The sequence below is a fragment of the Nocardia sp. MDA0666 genome, from assembly GCF_003023875.1.
Classification (GTDB): Bacteria; Actinomycetota; Actinomycetes; order Mycobacteriales; family Mycobacteriaceae; genus Nocardia; species Nocardia aobensis.
Window position 1 is genome coordinate 52,970 of the sequence record NZ_PYHT01000003.1, and the last position, 14,054, is coordinate 67,023.

The 14,054-nt window shown below is 69.0% G+C and carries 16 protein-coding genes and 1 riboswitch; of the genes, 10 read left to right on the forward strand and 6 right to left on the reverse strand.

The window, feature by feature from the left end:
- Positions 1-17: 17 nt before the first annotated feature.
- Positions 18-1,976, reverse strand: a complete 1,959-nt coding sequence (locus C8258_RS06535) for a heavy metal translocating P-type ATPase (protein WP_304598372.1) — start codon at positions 1,974-1,976, stop codon at positions 18-20.
- Between the two features lie 94 nt (positions 1,977-2,070).
- On the opposite strand from C8258_RS06535, the gene C8258_RS06540 reads away from it, so the two are divergent.
- Positions 2,071-2,433: a metalloregulator ArsR/SmtB family transcription factor gene (locus tag C8258_RS06540; protein ID WP_106954414.1), complete on the forward strand. Its 363-nt coding sequence runs from the start codon at positions 2,071-2,073 to the stop codon at positions 2,431-2,433.
- A 266-nt stretch (positions 2,434-2,699) separates the two neighbouring features.
- Complete coding sequence (locus C8258_RS06545; protein ID WP_106954415.1) at positions 2,700-3,044, forward strand: YrdB family protein; 345 nt, start codon at positions 2,700-2,702, stop codon at positions 3,042-3,044.
- A 61-nt stretch (positions 3,045-3,105) separates the two neighbouring features.
- Here the strand turns inward: C8258_RS06545 and C8258_RS06550 are convergent, their stop codons facing one another.
- Together C8258_RS06550 and C8258_RS06555 are read right to left on the reverse strand one after the other, a co-directional pair.
- Entirely contained in the window at positions 3,106-3,621 is a 516-nt protein-coding gene (locus C8258_RS06550; RefSeq protein WP_106954416.1) for a L,D-transpeptidase, read from the reverse strand.
- Positions 3,622-3,792: 171 nt separating this feature from the next.
- The gene (locus tag C8258_RS06555) at positions 3,793-4,581 is read right to left on the reverse strand and encodes an SDR family oxidoreductase (RefSeq protein WP_106954417.1); all 789 of its coding nucleotides are present in this window, start codon (positions 4,579-4,581) and stop codon (positions 3,793-3,795) included.
- Between the two features lie 98 nt (positions 4,582-4,679).
- Between C8258_RS06555 and C8258_RS06560 the strand changes: the two genes are divergently transcribed.
- Genes C8258_RS06560 through C8258_RS06575 form a run of 4 tightly spaced genes read left to right on the forward strand, consistent with a single transcriptional unit; the run spans position 4,680 to position 6,433 of the window.
- Entirely contained in the window at positions 4,680-5,303 is a 624-nt protein-coding gene (locus tag C8258_RS06560) for a TetR family transcriptional regulator (protein WP_146161177.1), read from the forward strand.
- 18 nt (positions 5,304-5,321) lie between these two features.
- Positions 5,322-5,702 carry a glyoxalase superfamily protein gene (locus tag C8258_RS06565; RefSeq protein WP_106954418.1) on the forward strand — a complete coding sequence of 127 codons (381 nt, stop codon included), beginning with the start codon at positions 5,322-5,324 and terminating at the stop codon, positions 5,700-5,702.
- Between the two features lie 60 nt (positions 5,703-5,762).
- Positions 5,763-6,215, forward strand: coding sequence for a DUF2752 domain-containing protein (locus C8258_RS06570; RefSeq protein WP_233224918.1), 453 nt, complete (start codon positions 5,763-5,765; stop codon positions 6,213-6,215).
- Positions 6,216-6,244: 29 nt separating this feature from the next.
- Complete coding sequence (locus C8258_RS06575; RefSeq protein ID WP_106954593.1) at positions 6,245-6,433, forward strand: hypothetical protein; 189 nt, start codon at positions 6,245-6,247, stop codon at positions 6,431-6,433.
- Between the two features lie 16 nt (positions 6,434-6,449).
- On the opposite strand, the gene C8258_RS06580 is transcribed toward C8258_RS06575, so the two are convergent.
- Both C8258_RS06580 and C8258_RS06585 read right to left on the reverse strand, forming a co-directional pair.
- Positions 6,450-7,916: an aminotransferase class V-fold PLP-dependent enzyme gene (locus C8258_RS06580; RefSeq protein ID WP_106954419.1), complete on the reverse strand. Its 1,467-nt coding sequence runs from the start codon at positions 7,914-7,916 to the stop codon at positions 6,450-6,452.
- 47 nt (positions 7,917-7,963) lie between these two features.
- A riboswitch (SAM riboswitch) is annotated at positions 7,964-8,077 on the reverse strand.
- A 108-nt stretch (positions 8,078-8,185) separates the two neighbouring features.
- Positions 8,186-8,650: a flavin reductase family protein gene (locus C8258_RS06585; RefSeq protein ID WP_083903646.1), complete on the reverse strand. Its 465-nt coding sequence runs from the start codon at positions 8,648-8,650 to the stop codon at positions 8,186-8,188.
- 184 nt (positions 8,651-8,834) lie between these two features.
- On the opposite strand from C8258_RS06585, the gene C8258_RS06590 reads away from it, so the two are divergent.
- Positions 8,835-9,656 (forward strand): crotonase/enoyl-CoA hydratase family protein, encoded by an 822-nt coding sequence (locus C8258_RS06590; RefSeq protein ID WP_036497431.1) that lies wholly within the window; start codon positions 8,835-8,837, stop codon positions 9,654-9,656.
- Positions 9,657-9,714: 58 nt separating this feature from the next.
- Here the strand turns inward: C8258_RS06590 and ppa are convergent, their stop codons facing one another.
- Positions 9,715-10,206 (reverse strand): inorganic diphosphatase, encoded by a 492-nt coding sequence (gene ppa / locus C8258_RS06595; RefSeq protein WP_036497432.1) that lies wholly within the window; start codon positions 10,204-10,206, stop codon positions 9,715-9,717.
- A 268-nt stretch (positions 10,207-10,474) separates the two neighbouring features.
- On the opposite strand from ppa, the gene C8258_RS06600 reads away from it, so the two are divergent.
- From C8258_RS06600 to tilS, 3 genes are read left to right on the forward strand one after another with little or no spacing between them, the layout of a single operon-like run.
- Complete coding sequence (locus C8258_RS06600; RefSeq protein WP_106954420.1) at positions 10,475-11,902, forward strand: D-alanyl-D-alanine carboxypeptidase/D-alanyl-D-alanine-endopeptidase; 1,428 nt, start codon at positions 10,475-10,477, stop codon at positions 11,900-11,902.
- Between the two features lie 14 nt (positions 11,903-11,916).
- Positions 11,917-13,053, forward strand: coding sequence for a zinc-dependent metalloprotease (locus tag C8258_RS06605; RefSeq protein ID WP_083903632.1), 1,137 nt, complete (start codon positions 11,917-11,919; stop codon positions 13,051-13,053).
- A complete protein-coding gene (tilS, locus tag C8258_RS06610) occupies positions 13,029-14,048 on the forward strand; it encodes a tRNA lysidine(34) synthetase TilS (protein ID WP_106954421.1) in 1,020 nt (339 codons plus the stop codon). The genes C8258_RS06605 and tilS overlap by 25 nt, the downstream gene beginning before the upstream one ends.
- The last annotated feature ends 6 nt before the right edge of the window (positions 14,049-14,054 follow it).

Here is a 14,054-nt window from a genome sequence, read left to right on the forward strand (position 1 = left end):
CGTGGCCGCCGAAACCGTCAGTCGCTCCCGCGCGCCGTCCCGCTTCCCCACGCGCTGCGCCGAAGCAGGCGCAGACCGTTGAGTCCGACGATGACCGTGGAACCCTCGTGTCCGGCGACGCCCAGCGGTAGCGGGAGGTGGCCGACGAGATCCCAGGTGATCAGGACGGCGATGAAGGTCGCGGCGATGACCAGATTGGCGACCACGGTGCGGCGCGCGCGGCGCGACAGGGCGATGACTGCGGGCACGGTGGTCAGATCGTCGCGGATGACGACCGCGTCGGCGGTGTGCAGGGTGAGGTCGGATCCGTTGCCGCCCATGGCGATTCCGGCATGCGCGGCGGCGAGCGCGGGTGCGTCGTTGATGCCGTCGCCCACGGCGGTGACCCGGTCGCCCGCGGCTTCCAGTTCTTCGATCGCGGCGACCTTACCTTCCGGCAACAGCTCAGCCCGCACATCGGTGAGTCCGAGCCGGCCGGCGAGCCGCCGGGCGGCGGCGAGGTTGTCGCCGGTGAGCAGAACCGGTGCGGCTCCGGTGATTTCGGTGAGCGCGCCGACGGCATCGGCCGCTTCGGGGCGCGTCTGATCGGTGATGCCGAGAATTGCGATCGACCGGTGCTCGCGCCGCACGATCACAGCGGTATGCCCCGCGCCTTGTATCTCCGCTACGACGGACGCAGCGTCCTTGTCGATCGAATCCAGCAGTGCGGCAGTCGATCCCACCTCGATGAGGTGACCGTCGACGGTGGCGGTGACACCGCGCCCGGGTTGCGCGCTGAAATGGTCGACGGGCGGCAGGGCGAGTCCGCGTTCATGACAGGCGCGGACGACCGCGGTGGCCAGCGGGTGCTCGCTGGAGTATTCCGCGCCCGCGGCCCAGCGCAGGACTTCCTCGGCCGTGCACGGGCAATCGGGCAGCACCCGGATATCGGTGAGTTCCGGGACGCCGCGGGTGAGCGTGCCGGTTTTGTCGAAAGCCACCCGGGTGGTGCTGCCCAGCCGTTCCATCACGACCGCGGATTTCACCAGGACGCCGTGCCGACCGGCGTTGGCGATCGCGGCGAGCAGGGGCGGCATGGTGGACAGCACCACCGCACACGGTGAGGCGACGATCATGAACGTCATGGCCCGAAGCAGCGAATCGCGCAGCGCCGCACCGAAGATCAACGGCACGGCGAACACCGCGAGTGTTACCGCGACCATGCCCACCGAATAGCGCTGCTCGATCTTCTCGATGAACAGCTGCGCGCGCGCCTTGGTCCGGCCGGCCTGTTCGACCAGGGTGGCGATCCGGGCCACCACCGAATCCTCGGCCCGGCGCCCGACCCGCACGCGCAGGACCCCGGTGCCGTTCGAGGTTCCGGCGAACACCTCGTCACCGGGTGTTTTGTCCACCGGCATGGGCTCGCCGGTGATGGTTGCCTGGTCGACCTCGCTCGCCCCCGCCACGACCGTGCCGTCGGCCGCGATGCGATCTCCGGGACGGACCAGGATCACATCGCCCACCTCCAGATCCGCTGCCCTGACGGTCGTTTCGATGCCGTCGTCGATCCGGGTGGCGGTATCGGGTGCCAGATCGAGCAGGCCGCGCACCGAATCCTCGGTGCGCGCGGTCGCGAACGCCTCCAGTGCGCCCGAGGTGGCGAAGATGACGATCAGCAGTGCGCCGTCGGTGATCTGCCCGATCGCGGCCGCGCCGATCGCGGCCACCACCATCAGCAGGTCGACGTCCAGTGTCCTTTCGCGCAGGGCACGCACGCCGGCCAGGGCGGGTTCCCAGCCGCCGGTGAGATAGCAGGCCAGATAGAGCGACCACCACACCTCGGGAGGTGTGTGCAGGAGCCGGGCCATCGAGCCGGCCGCGAAGAGCAGGAGAGCCGCTGCGGCCCAACGAATTTCGGGAAGTGCGAACAGCCGCGTCCGCCGCGCGGGTATCGCCGTGAGCGCGGCGGGACGCGTGGCGGCCGGTGCGGACACGAAGAACCTCCGAAGGTCGGGAGCGGGCAACCCGAGAATAACAGAACACGTGAAGAGGTCTTCATGTATACCTGGTCGGCTAAACTCCACGGTTATGGGACATGGGGTCGAGGGCCGCGATCGGCCGATTGCCCGGCTGGACAGTGAGTCCGCCGCGCATGTGGCGACCACCCTGCAGGCCCTGGCCACGCCGAGCCGGCTGCTGATCCTCAGTGAATTGCGCCAGGGGCCGCGGCCGGTCTCCGAACTCGCCGAGGCGGTGGGGATGGAGCAGTCCGCGGTCTCTCATCAGCTCCGTCTGCTGCGCAACCTCGGCCTCGTCATCGGAACTCGCGCCGGTCGCAGCATCGTCTACAGCCTCTACGACACCCACGTCGCGCAATTGCTGGACGAGGCGGTGTATCACAGCGAGCACCTGCGTCTCGGCCTGTCCGATCGACCGCGAACGGCCGGCTGAGTACGTTTCCTGGGCACTTCACGGGACTTTCGGTCCTGCGGCGCGTCGGTGTCTCCGTTTTGTCAGCACCGGCGGGAACCGGCCTGCGGGTGGCGTCGGTAAGTGCCGGCCATTTTCGCGGATGTCGACTCGATTCGTCCGATATCGCGCCGGTAGCGCGGCCCTTCCGTGCGCGATCCATCTCCGTTCCGGTTGACAACACCTCGGCCCTCGCGCACACTGCTCTTATTAGAGAGCGCTGCTCTCGAGAAAATGAGAGGGCAGTCATGCAGGAACTGTGGAAGTGGGCCAACCTGACCGTCGCGTTCGCCGTGGAGCTCGGCGCGCTGGCGGTGCTGGGACTGTGGGGGTGGCGTGCCGGTGACAGCACCGTGGTGAAAGTAGTTCTGGCGCTGGGCATCCCGCTGGCCGCCGCGGTGGTGTGGGGAATGTTCGCGGCGCCGAAGGCGAGTTTCGATATTCCGCTGCTCGCGGTGATCACCAAGGTCGTCGTGTTCGGTGGCGCCGCGGCCGCGCTGTGGGGACTGGGCCATCGGGTGGCGGCGGTCGTCTTCGCGGGCGTCGTGATCGCGAATCTACTGGCGATCAAGCTGGGCCACCTGAATTCGTAGCCCCGGATTCGTAGCCCTGAATTCGTAGCGCGCCGGCCCGGAGTCGGGCCGGCGCCCACGTTCACGGCACGACTTCGAAGACGTCACCCGGATTGACGTAGTCGTAGAAGGCCTTGGCCCCCTCGGGGGTCATCCGGATGCAGCCGTGGGACTGCTCCTCGATGGGCCCGATATGGGTGGCGATATCGCCGTTGAAGAAGACCGCCCACCGCATTTCGGCGTTGTGCATGGTGCTCCAGTGGTACGGCTCCTTGAACGCGACGTGGAAGGTGCCCGGCGGTGTCTCGTACCCGGGCCGCCCGTGCGAGATGGGGGTCGGGCCGTAGACCACGCGGCCGTTGTCCATCAGCCAGCCCTCATTGGTCGACAGGCGCAGGCAGGCGCGTGCGGCGGCCGAACACGGAGCCGAGATCTGGCCGGGCGGGGAAGGAACGAGTTGCGGAACGCCGGGGATGTCGGGGCCGCCGGGCCACACCGGATCGGCGCCCGCGGGCACCGTGACAGCGAATCCGGCGGCCGCGATCGCGGTCGCGGCCGCCGCTCGGATCGTCCATCGGGTGATGCTCGAGCAGTTCATATGCGTCCGACCTCTCTACCCGGCCCGCTGTCCGGCCGAGCCGGGCGGCGGGCACTTCGTCGACAAGCTGGGACGGCACCGTCAGCGATCGATGTGTGCTCGATCACGATGCATAGTTGATCATTGTGACCCGCCGCGGGCCCCGATGGTGCGGAAGAATCCGCCTTGTTATCACAAATCGGGCAGGCCGAGTTTCAGGTTGGGTGCGGCGATACCGCCGTCGATCTCGAGAATCTTGCCGGTGAGATAACTGCCCGCGGGGGAGCACAGGTAGACGATGCCGGCCGCGATATCGGTCGGATCGCCCAGCCGATGCAGCGGCGTATCGGCCTCCATCTTCGCCTTGACCTCGGGATTCTGTGCCACGACCTCGAGTGCGGAGGTCAGCACCGAGCCGACCGCGATGCCGTTGACCCGGATTCGCGGCGACAGATCCGCGGCAGCCAGCCGGGTCCAGTGTGCGAGCGCCGCCTTGGCCGTGCCGTAGGCGAGGAAGCCGCGCCCGGGCGCCCGGCCCATCATCGAGGAGATGTTGACCACCGAGCCGCCCTCGCCGGCGAGCATGTGCGGGACCGACGCGCGGGTGAGGGCGTGCGCGGTGGAGACGTTGAAGCGGAAGGCCTCCTCGAGGAATTCCGGCGAGGTGGTCAGGAAGGTGTTCGGCATGGTGCCGCCGACATTGTTGACCACGATGTCGATGCGGCCGAATTCGGTGGCGGCGGCGTCGGCCAGTGCCGTGACGGCGTCGAGATCCGACAGATCGCAGGCCACGGCGAGGGCACGCCGCCCCGTCGCCCGGATCTGCTCGGCGACCTCGTCCAGTTGCGACTGCGTGCGCGCGGCGATCGCCACATCGGCGCCCGCCTCGGCCAGGGCGAGGGCGGTGGCGGCGCCGATACCGCGGCCCGCGCCGGTGACGACGGCGGCGCGGCCGTCGAGTCGGAATTTGTCCAGGATCATCGCTAGTCCTCTCATTGTGGTCCTCGCAGTGTTAAGAATTAGCTCTTAACTGTCAAGGACTAGTGCTCAATCCCCTGGTAGGACGTATCGTGCTCAGCGTGGAAGCAGTGAGTGCCCGGGAGCGGTTGATGGTGGCGGGGGAGCGGCTGATCGCCGAGCGGGGATATCTGGTGCCGCTGCGCGATATCGCGGCCGCGGCCGGGCAGCGCAACAACTCGGCGATCCCGTATCACTTCGGCTCACGCGACGGACTCGTCGAGGCGGTGGTCCAGCAGCGGCTGGCGACTTTGGAGGTGCGTCGGTTGGAGTTGCTGGCGCAGCGCCCCGCCGCGGCCGCCGACGATGTGCACACTCTGCTCGACGCGCTGGTCATCCCCATGTTCGAACTGGGAGCGCGTGACGAAAGTTCCTATTACGCAAGGTTTCTCGAACAGATCCGCACCCATCCCGCAGTGTCGGACGCGGCCAATCTGGACAGCGCCGAACGGACCTCGGTGCGAGTGATCGTGGGCGGGCTCGACCGCGCTCTTTCGGACCTGCCGCCGCGTCTGCGGCATCGCAGGCTGCGCAGCCTCACCACGGTGCTGTTCGCGCTGCTGGCCGACCACGAACGCGCCGTCGAGGCAGGCCGGATCGCCGCCGACGACCGGGAGGCCTGGGACCAGGTCATCGACATGCTCGCCGGCACGCTCACCGCGCCGGTGACGACGCGTACCCGCTGACCGTGTGACCATCGGTCCATGTCCAGCGACAATACGATCGGTTTCGCCGCACCGATTCCGGTACTGCGCATCTACGACATCGAGAAGGCGTATGAGTTCTACCGGGATTTCCTGGGTTTCGCGGTGGACTGGGAGCATCGGTTCGAACCGAATTTCCCGCTGTATGCCCAGGTTTCGCGCTCGGGCGCGCGACTGCATCTGAGTGAGCATCACGGCGACGGCACCCCCGGATCGGTGGTGTGGATCGCTGTGGACGATATCGACACCTGGCAATCCGAGCTTGCTGCCACGGATTACCGATTCGCCAAACCTGGGCGCCCCGCCGACGGTCCGGGAGGGCGGGGTTTCGCGGTAACCGACCCGTTCGGCAACATCCTGCGGTTCGCGCAGCCCGGCTGATCCTCGCCGCAGCCCGCCGAGGCTGGCGGCTCACCACGCCGGCCGATTACCGTGAACCCTGTGGATATCGCGCGCGAACTGCCCGGCGAACGGTCGGTGCCGCGTACCGGATGGCGTAGTCAGGGCGGGCCGCTACTGGCGGCCGGTGCGGTGGTCGCCGCGGCCGCGGTGCTGCACTTCCACGATCCGCACAGCCAGGGGGCATACGGGATATGCCCGTTCTATGCCCTGACCGGATGGTGGTGTCCGGGCTGCGGTGGACTGCGGGCTGTGCACAATCTCACCGAAGGCCGGGTACTCGACGCGCTGCACAGCAACGTATTCGTGCTTCCGCTGCTGCTCACCCTGGTGCTGTGGTGGGGGCGGTGGGCTCTGAGCCGCTGGCGCGGCCGAGCCGACACCACCTTCCCGTTCACCCTTCGTGGCCAGGCGCAATGGTGGCTCATCGGGCTGCTCGCGCTGTTCACCGTGATCCGCAATACCCCGTGGGGTACATGGTTGGCCCCGGTCTAAGCGGGCATGCTGGAAATATGACCCAGGAAATCGCTGATTCACTGAAGGCTCGGGTGCGCGAGAAGATGCTGCGCCAATTGAACGAGGACGGCGCGCCCGACGCCGAGCAGGACGATCCGCGCCAGATCGCGATCGAGAAGGACCTCGAGGCCATCGACTCCGTTTCCGACGGCGATCCGCTGATCGAAGAATTGGCCGCCCGCTACCTCGTGCCGTGAATCAGATCGTGCCGAATCAGATCGTGCAGGGTGCCGCGCCCTGCCCCGCCTCGGTCAAGCCGGGCCGGGTCTCCGGCAGCGGGGACCACTGGCCGCCGGCATACGTGTAGTTCCACGAAGCGCCGTCTCGAACCAGTCGGCTCAGCGCCTCGAGCAGGCGATCCACATCCGCGACCGACGTGCCCAGACCGACGCTCGCGCGCACCGCGCCGTCGACACCGAGCCGCTGCAGCAGGGGATGTGCGCAGAAACGCCCGTCGCGCACGCCGATACCGAATTCGGCCGACAGATACGCCGCGACCCGGCCGGGCTCGAACCCGTCGACGGTGAATGCCACGATGCCCACACTGTCGGCGCTGTCGGAAAAGATGCGCAGTTGCCGAACGCCCGCAACGGTTTTCAGGCCGTCGCGCAGGCGGCGGATCAAATGGTGTTCGTGCTCGACCACGGCCTGTTCGTCGAGGGCATACAACGTTTCGCAGGCCGCCGCGACGGCCGCCGCGCCCAAGACGTTCGGTGACCCCGCCTCGTGCCGCTGCGGTGCGGGCGCCCAGTGCGCCTGCTCGGTGGTGACCGCGGTGACCGCCCCGCCGCCGGCCAGATACGGCGGCGCCGCGTCCAGCCAGTCGCGGCGGCCCACCAGCACCCCGGCGCCGAAGGGCGCGTACAACTTGTGCCCGGAGAAGGCCAGGTAGTCGATGCCGGTTCCGCCGGATTCCGCGAACGACTGCAGGTCGATTCGGCGATGCGGGGCCAGTTGCGCGGCATCGACCAGGATGCGGGCGCCGTGGCGATGCGCGATCGCGGTCAGTTCCGCCAGCGGCAGCACCTCACCGGTCACATTCGACGCGCCCGTAACCGCAAGCAGCGCAGCGGGTTCGGCGCACACCTCGGCCTCGATCCGCCGCAGCGTCTCCGCGATCGTCGCGGCGGCGAGAACCACCCGCCGGCCGCGGCGCGTCCAGGGCAGGAAATTCGCGTGGTGCTCGATATCGAGCACCACGGTGTCGCCGGGAACGCAGCACGCCAGCAGATTCAGCGAGTCGGTGGTGTTGCGGGTGAACACCACCACCTGGTCGTCGGCGCAGTTCACCGCCCGCGCTACCGCAACACGCGCTGCCTCGTAGCGATCGGTGCTGATGCGGGAGGCGTATCCGGCGCCGCGGTGCACGCTGGCGTAGTAGGGGAGCAGCTCGTTCACGCGGTCGGTGACCTGGGCCAGGGCGGGGGCGCTGGCGGCGTAGTCGAAGTTGGCGTAGGTACGGAAACCGCCCTGTACCAACGGAACTCGCAGATCGCAGCCGGAGACGCGCGCGATCGCTTCACCGGTGCGGCAGGAACGGGTGGCATGGCCGGCGCAGTCCGACGCCGAGCAGGTGCAGGAGGCGCCGGAGCGGGAGGCGCAGCCGCCGTGAGCGCAAACCTGTTCCGGGACAACGGTTTCGGCGGTAGCGGCGGCAATTGTCGAGACAGCAGTACGCATCGGGGCGATCCCTTTGTTCAGGGACTCCGGACGTGGAGGGTGATCGGAGTCCGCGCTTGCCGTGCTCGGTCGAGCATCGGCCGGGTCGTCACCCGGAGCACCCCACCGCGGAGGAGGGTTGCCGACCAGCTAGCCGGGGCTTGACGCTGGTACTCGTGACCTGAGCCGAGAGTGGCAGAACCGGCCCGGCGTTGTCAAGCACCGGACTCGAGCGAGCAGTGGCGCCGCGACGCCTGCGAAATCGGGCGACGCGTGAAAGGGATTGCGGCTCAGTCCAATCCGGCCGGGCGGTGATAGGTGCCGTTGTAGTACAGCAGCGGGTTGCGCATCGGCTCACCACCGGTGTCGTCGTGCACCCGGGTGACCAATCCGACCACCAGGGTGTGGTCGCCGATGGGAATCAACCGGTGCACGGTGGCCCGCACCCAGATCGGGGTGCCGTGCAGCACCGGCTCGCCCGTGTCCAGCGTCGACCACAACTCCGGGTCGGCGAAACGCTCTTCGGCGGCGCGCGAAAATCGTTGTGCCAGATGCTGTTGATGTTCGCCGAGGAAGTGCACGACGACCGAATCGGCCTCGCTCATCGCGTCGATGGACGAGGAGGTGTGCGCGATGTTGAACGAGATCAGTGGCGGATCCAGCGACAGCGAGGCGAAGGAGGTGGCGGTGAAGCCCACCGGGCGTTCCGGCCGACTCAGGGTGACGATCGTCACTCCCGCGGGGTAGTGGCGCATGGCCGCCCGGTACTGCGCTGCGGTGACGCCGTCGTGCTGAGATTCGAGATGCTGAGGGTCGAGATCGGCCAGCTCGGCGTCGGGTCGCTGGGAACTGCTCACGCCTCCAACCTACGTCGTGCCCGCCCTCCCGCAATCCCGACGCCGTCCCGGCCCCGCCGAACTGCCCCGATACGCTGGACGAATGAGTGATTGGAAGGCCTTCGACGTCGAGCGCACCGGTCACGTCGCGCGAGTGACGCTGACCGGACCCGGCAAGGGCAATGCCATGGGACCGGATTTCTGGAGTGAACTGCCGCTGATCTTCGGCGAGCTGGACGCCGACCCGGAGATCCGCGCGATCGTGCTCACCGGTTCCGGTAAGCACTTCTCCTACGGCCTCGATCTGCCCGCGATGAGCCCGACCTTCGGTCCGCTGCTGGGCGAGAAGGCCCTGGCCGCACCGCGCACCGATTTCCTGTACGAGATCCGCCGCATGCAGGCCTCGGTGACCGCGGTCGCCGACTGCCGCAAACCCGTGATCGCCGCGATCTCCGGCTGGTGCGTGGGTGGCGGACTCGATCTGATCGCCGCCGCGGATATCCGCCTGGCCAGCGCGGAGGCCAGCTTCAGCCTGCGCGAGGCCAAGGTCGCCATCGTCGCCGACATCGGATCGCTGCACCGGCTGCCGGGCATCATCGGCGAGGGCCATGTGCGCGAGCTCGCCTATACCGGCAAGGACATCGATGCCGCGCGTGCGGAGAAGATCGGCCTGATCAACGACGTCTACCCGGACCAGGAGGCGGTGCTGGCCGCCGCGCACACGCTGGCGGAGGAGATCGCCGCGAATCCGCCGCTGGTCGTGCAGGGCATCAAGGACGTGCTGGATCAGCCCAAGGCCGGCAAGGTGGCCGACGGGCTGCGGTACGTCTCGACGTGGAACGCGGCGTTCCTGCCCTCGGAGGATCTGACCGAGGCGATTCAGGCCGTCTTCGAGAAGCGCAAGCCGAACTTCCAGGGCAAGTAGCGCACGTGCGACGGCGCTCGGCGGGACGCATACGCCCGCGAGCGCCGTCGACCGGCACTCAGTGCCCGCCCTGCTCCTGCAGCCGCTCGAACGCCTCGGTGGTGAGAGTCTCGGCCTTGGCCCGGCCGTCCCAGCCGTCGACCTTGACCCACTTGCCGGGCTCGAGGTCCTTGTAGTGCTCGAAGAAGTGCTCAATGGCCTTGCGCTCGAATTCCGGGATGTCGTTGACGTCCTGGATGTGATCCCAGCGCTTGTCACCGGCCGGCACCGCGACGACCTTCTCGTCGCCGCCCGCCTCGTCGCTCATCAGCAACACGCCGACCGGGCGGGCCTCGACGATCACGCCGGGGAACACCGACTCCGGCAGCAGCACCAGGCAGTCCAGCGGGTCGCCGTCGGAGCCGAGGGTGTTCTCGATGTAGCCGTAGTCGGCCGGGTAGACCATCGGGGTGTAGAGGTAGCGGTCCAGCCGCACCCGACCCGTCTCGTGGTCGACCTCGTACTTGTTGCGCTGCCCCTTGGGGATCTCGATGGTGACGTCGAACTCCACGTCATCTCCTTCGTCCGATGCGTATGCGTTGATGCGGTACGGCTGCTCGCCGGCGTGTGCCGCGGCCGACTCGCCGACCGGTCCGGTGGGCTGCCGACGCGCCAGCTCGTTCGGTGGAACGCCGGCGAGGTGAGGATAGTGTGGTCGATGCGCGCATGGGTGCGGCAGGGAGCGTCCGCCTCACACGGGTGAATAGGGAGACAGCTGTCACGTGGTAGGTCGAGGTAGGAAGAACATCGGTGGGCTGGCCGCTCGCCGACGCCGCAATATGTGGGTCGCGGTGCTGGTCGCAACCGTTGTCGCCGTCGTCGTGGCCACGGTCGCTCTGGTGACGGTGCGGCCGTGGACCGAGGAGTTCCGGCACGGGGGTTTGACGATAGCCGCACCCCCGGCCCCCGTGAAGCCCTTTCCCCAGCTGAATCCCGCCTCGGCGAGTGCGCCCGAACCCAGCCGCCAGGGTCTGGCCACTGCTCTGGCTCAGGTGGCTACCAGTCCGGACCTGGGCAATTTCGCCGGATCGATCTCCGATCCCGACACCCGCGCCACGCTCTGGAGCGCCGATCCGGACAAGCCGATGATCCCGGCGTCCACCCTGAAGGTCATGACCGCGGCGGCGGCGCTGCTGGTGTTGCCGCCGGATCGTCGGCTCACCACGCGGGTGGTAGCCGGTTCGGCGCCCGGTGAGGTGGTGCTGGTCGGCGCCGGCGATCCGACCCTGACCGCGCAGGCCGACGGCAAGGGCTACTACCCGAACGGGCCGAAGTTGTCGGATCTGGTGGCTCAGATCCGTGCCGCCGGGCATCCGGTCGACACGGTCGTGGTCGACACCTCGCTGTATTCGGGTCCGACTTCGCCGGCCGGCTGGGATCCGGCCGATATCGCGGGCGGTTCGTGGGCGCCGATCGAACCGGTGATGATCGACGGCGGCCGCCTCGACCCGCTGGTCGAATATTCGCCGCGCTCGGCCACGCCCGCCCTGGACGCGGGTCGCCGGCTGGCGCTGGAACTGGGCGCCGACCCGGCGAAGGTACGGCTGGGCAAGGCCGCCCCCGGCGCCGCCGAATTGGCCCACGTGGATTCCGCGGAACTGCGGGACCGCTTGCGGGACATGATGATTCACTCCGACGATGTGCTCGCCGAGACGATCGGCCGGGAGATCGCGGCGGCGACCGGTGGCGAGCAGTCGTTCGCCGGTGCGGCTTCCGCCACCCTGACGGCGTTGAAGGCAGCGGGTTTCGACACCGCGGGCGTCACCCAGATCGACAACAGCGGACTGTCCACCGACGACCGGGTTCCGGCGCGCCTGCTCGACCGGATCATCGCCGAATCGGCCGCGTCCGCGCAGCCGGGCGGTGCGGATCCGGGCGGCACCACACCGCCCTCGGTCGTGAACACCGGCGATGCCGCCGCGGTCGCCTCGCCGCTGGCGCCGCTGCTGGACTATCTGCCGGTCGCCGGTGGCACCGGATCGCTGGCGGTACGGTTCGCCGACGGCGGCCCCGAGCGCGCCGGAGCGGGCTGGGTGCGTGCCAAGACCGGAACTCTGTCGGTGTCGAGCGCGTTGGCTGGATATGTGTTGGATCGCGACGGCCGCGTCATGACCTTCGCGCTGATGTCGAACGACCGGCCCCCCGAGGCCAGCCGCCCGGCATTGGACGCCGTCGCCACCACGCTTCGCAACTGTGGATGCTCCTGACGGGTGGAAATGCGATGACCGGATCCGGTGACCCCGCCGATGGCCGTACCGCCGACGACGCCGTGGTCGCCGGTCGCGAAGCCACGGACGTGGCGAAGAACGCGTCCGCGAAACGCTCGGTGCTGGCCGGCTCGGTCGATTGGCAGCTGGCGGCACGGGCCGGCAGTGCCGTCGTGCCGTCCGGTCCGCGCACCACGCGGTATTCCGCCGAACAGGTCGTCGAGGAACTGTCCGAGGCGTCCGTGCGGGCCGAGGGCCCGGTGCGCGAGGTGAGTCTGCTCCTCGACGACCAGCCCGTTCCGCAGGCCACGATCGTCGATCGCCGCGGCTGGATCCGCGCAGCGGCCGAATCCATGTCCGAACTCACCGGATCCGCCGACGACGACCGCGGCCGCTTCGCCGGGAAACCGGCCGGCGTCCAGGCCGGGGCGATGCTGGCCTTCCTGTCCACCGCGATCCTCGGCCAATACGATCCGTTCAGCGGGCCGGACGGCACCCTGCTGCTGGTCGCGCCCAATATCATGGCCGTGGAGCGCGCACTCGGCGTCTCGCCCAGCGATTTCCGGCTGTGGGTGTGCCTGCACGAGGTGACGCACCGGGTGCAGTTCTCTTCCGCGCCCTGGCTGGCCGACTATATGAAGCAGAATGTCGACACCCTCGGCGCCGTCGGCGACGAATCGGTGAACGAGGTACTCACCCGGCTGCTGGAGGAGATGCGTCGCCGCCGCGACAACGGGGTGAGCGACGATCCCGCCGATCGCGGCATCCTCGGCCTGCTGCGCGCCACCCAGCCACCGCCGCAGCGCGACGCGCTGGACCGGTTGCTGATGCTCGGCACGCTGCTGGAGGGCCATGCCGACCACGTGATGGACGCCGTCGGCCCGGCCGTGATTCCCACCGTCGCGCAGATCCGCGAGGCCTTCGATCAGCGTCGCCGCCGCCCGGCCAATCCGATCCAGCGGCTGTTGCGCGCCCTGCTCGGGGTGGACGCGAAGGTCGCGCAGTACGTGCGCGGCAAGGCGTTCGTCGACGAGGTCGTCGGCAAGGTCGGCATGCAGCGGTTCAACACCGTGTGGACCGACGCCGACACCCTGCCCCGGCCCGACGAGATCAGCACCCCGCAACGATGGATCGACCGAGTCCTGGGGTGAATCCGGCGGGCGCGGCGGGGGTCGCGCCCGCCCGGCTCCCGGAGACGGCGGCGGTGCTGGGGATGCGGCACGCCGTACGCGAGTGGCTGCTGCGGTATCGGCCGGAGGGCGCGGTGGCCGTCGCCCTGTCCGGCGGGGCGGATTCGCTGGCCCTCACGGCGGCGGCGCTCGCCGAGGCCGACCAGGTCGACGCGTTGATCATCGATCATGGATTGCAGGAAGGCTCGGCGGCGGTCGCGGCGGAGGCCGCGGAGATCGCCCGGCGGCTGGGATGCCGGGCGGTGCGGATGCGCCGTGTGTCGGTGACCGGACCGGGCGGGCCGGAGGCGGCGGCGCGACAAGCGCGCTACGCGGCACTGGACGAGCTGCGCGACGGTCTGCCGGTGCTGGTCGGGCACACCCTCGACGATCAGGCCGAAACCGTGTTGCTCGGATTGGCGCGCGGCTCGGGCCAGCGCTCGATCCAGGGCATGGCCGACTACGACGAGCCCTGGGGCAGGCCGCTGCTGGGCGTGCGGCGCGCGGTCACTCGGGAGATGTGCCGGGATCTGGGTCTCGACCCGCACGAGGACCCGCACAACGCCGCCCCGGAATTCGCCCGCGTCCGGTTGCGGACCGAGGTGCTGCCGCTGCTGGAGGAGGTCCTCGGCGGGGGTGTGGCACCGGCGCTGGCTCGCACGGCCGCGCAACTGCGCGAGGACGGCGAGGCGCTCGATGCGATTGCCGATCGATTGCTGATCGATGCGCGTGATGGTTCGTCGCTGTCGGTCGAGACACTCGCCACGGTTCCGCCCGCGATCCGTCGGCGTGTCATCCGGGCCTGGCTCCTCGGTGGCGGCGCAAAGGCCTTGACGGACAAGCATTTACGCGCGGTGGAGTCCTTGATCACCGATTGGCACGGGCAGGGTGGCGTCGCGGTCGGCGGAGGAATGCCGGGGATCAGGTTGGTTGCCAGGCGCGAACGTGGCAGGCTGACGTTGGCGTTCGCACGATAACGACCC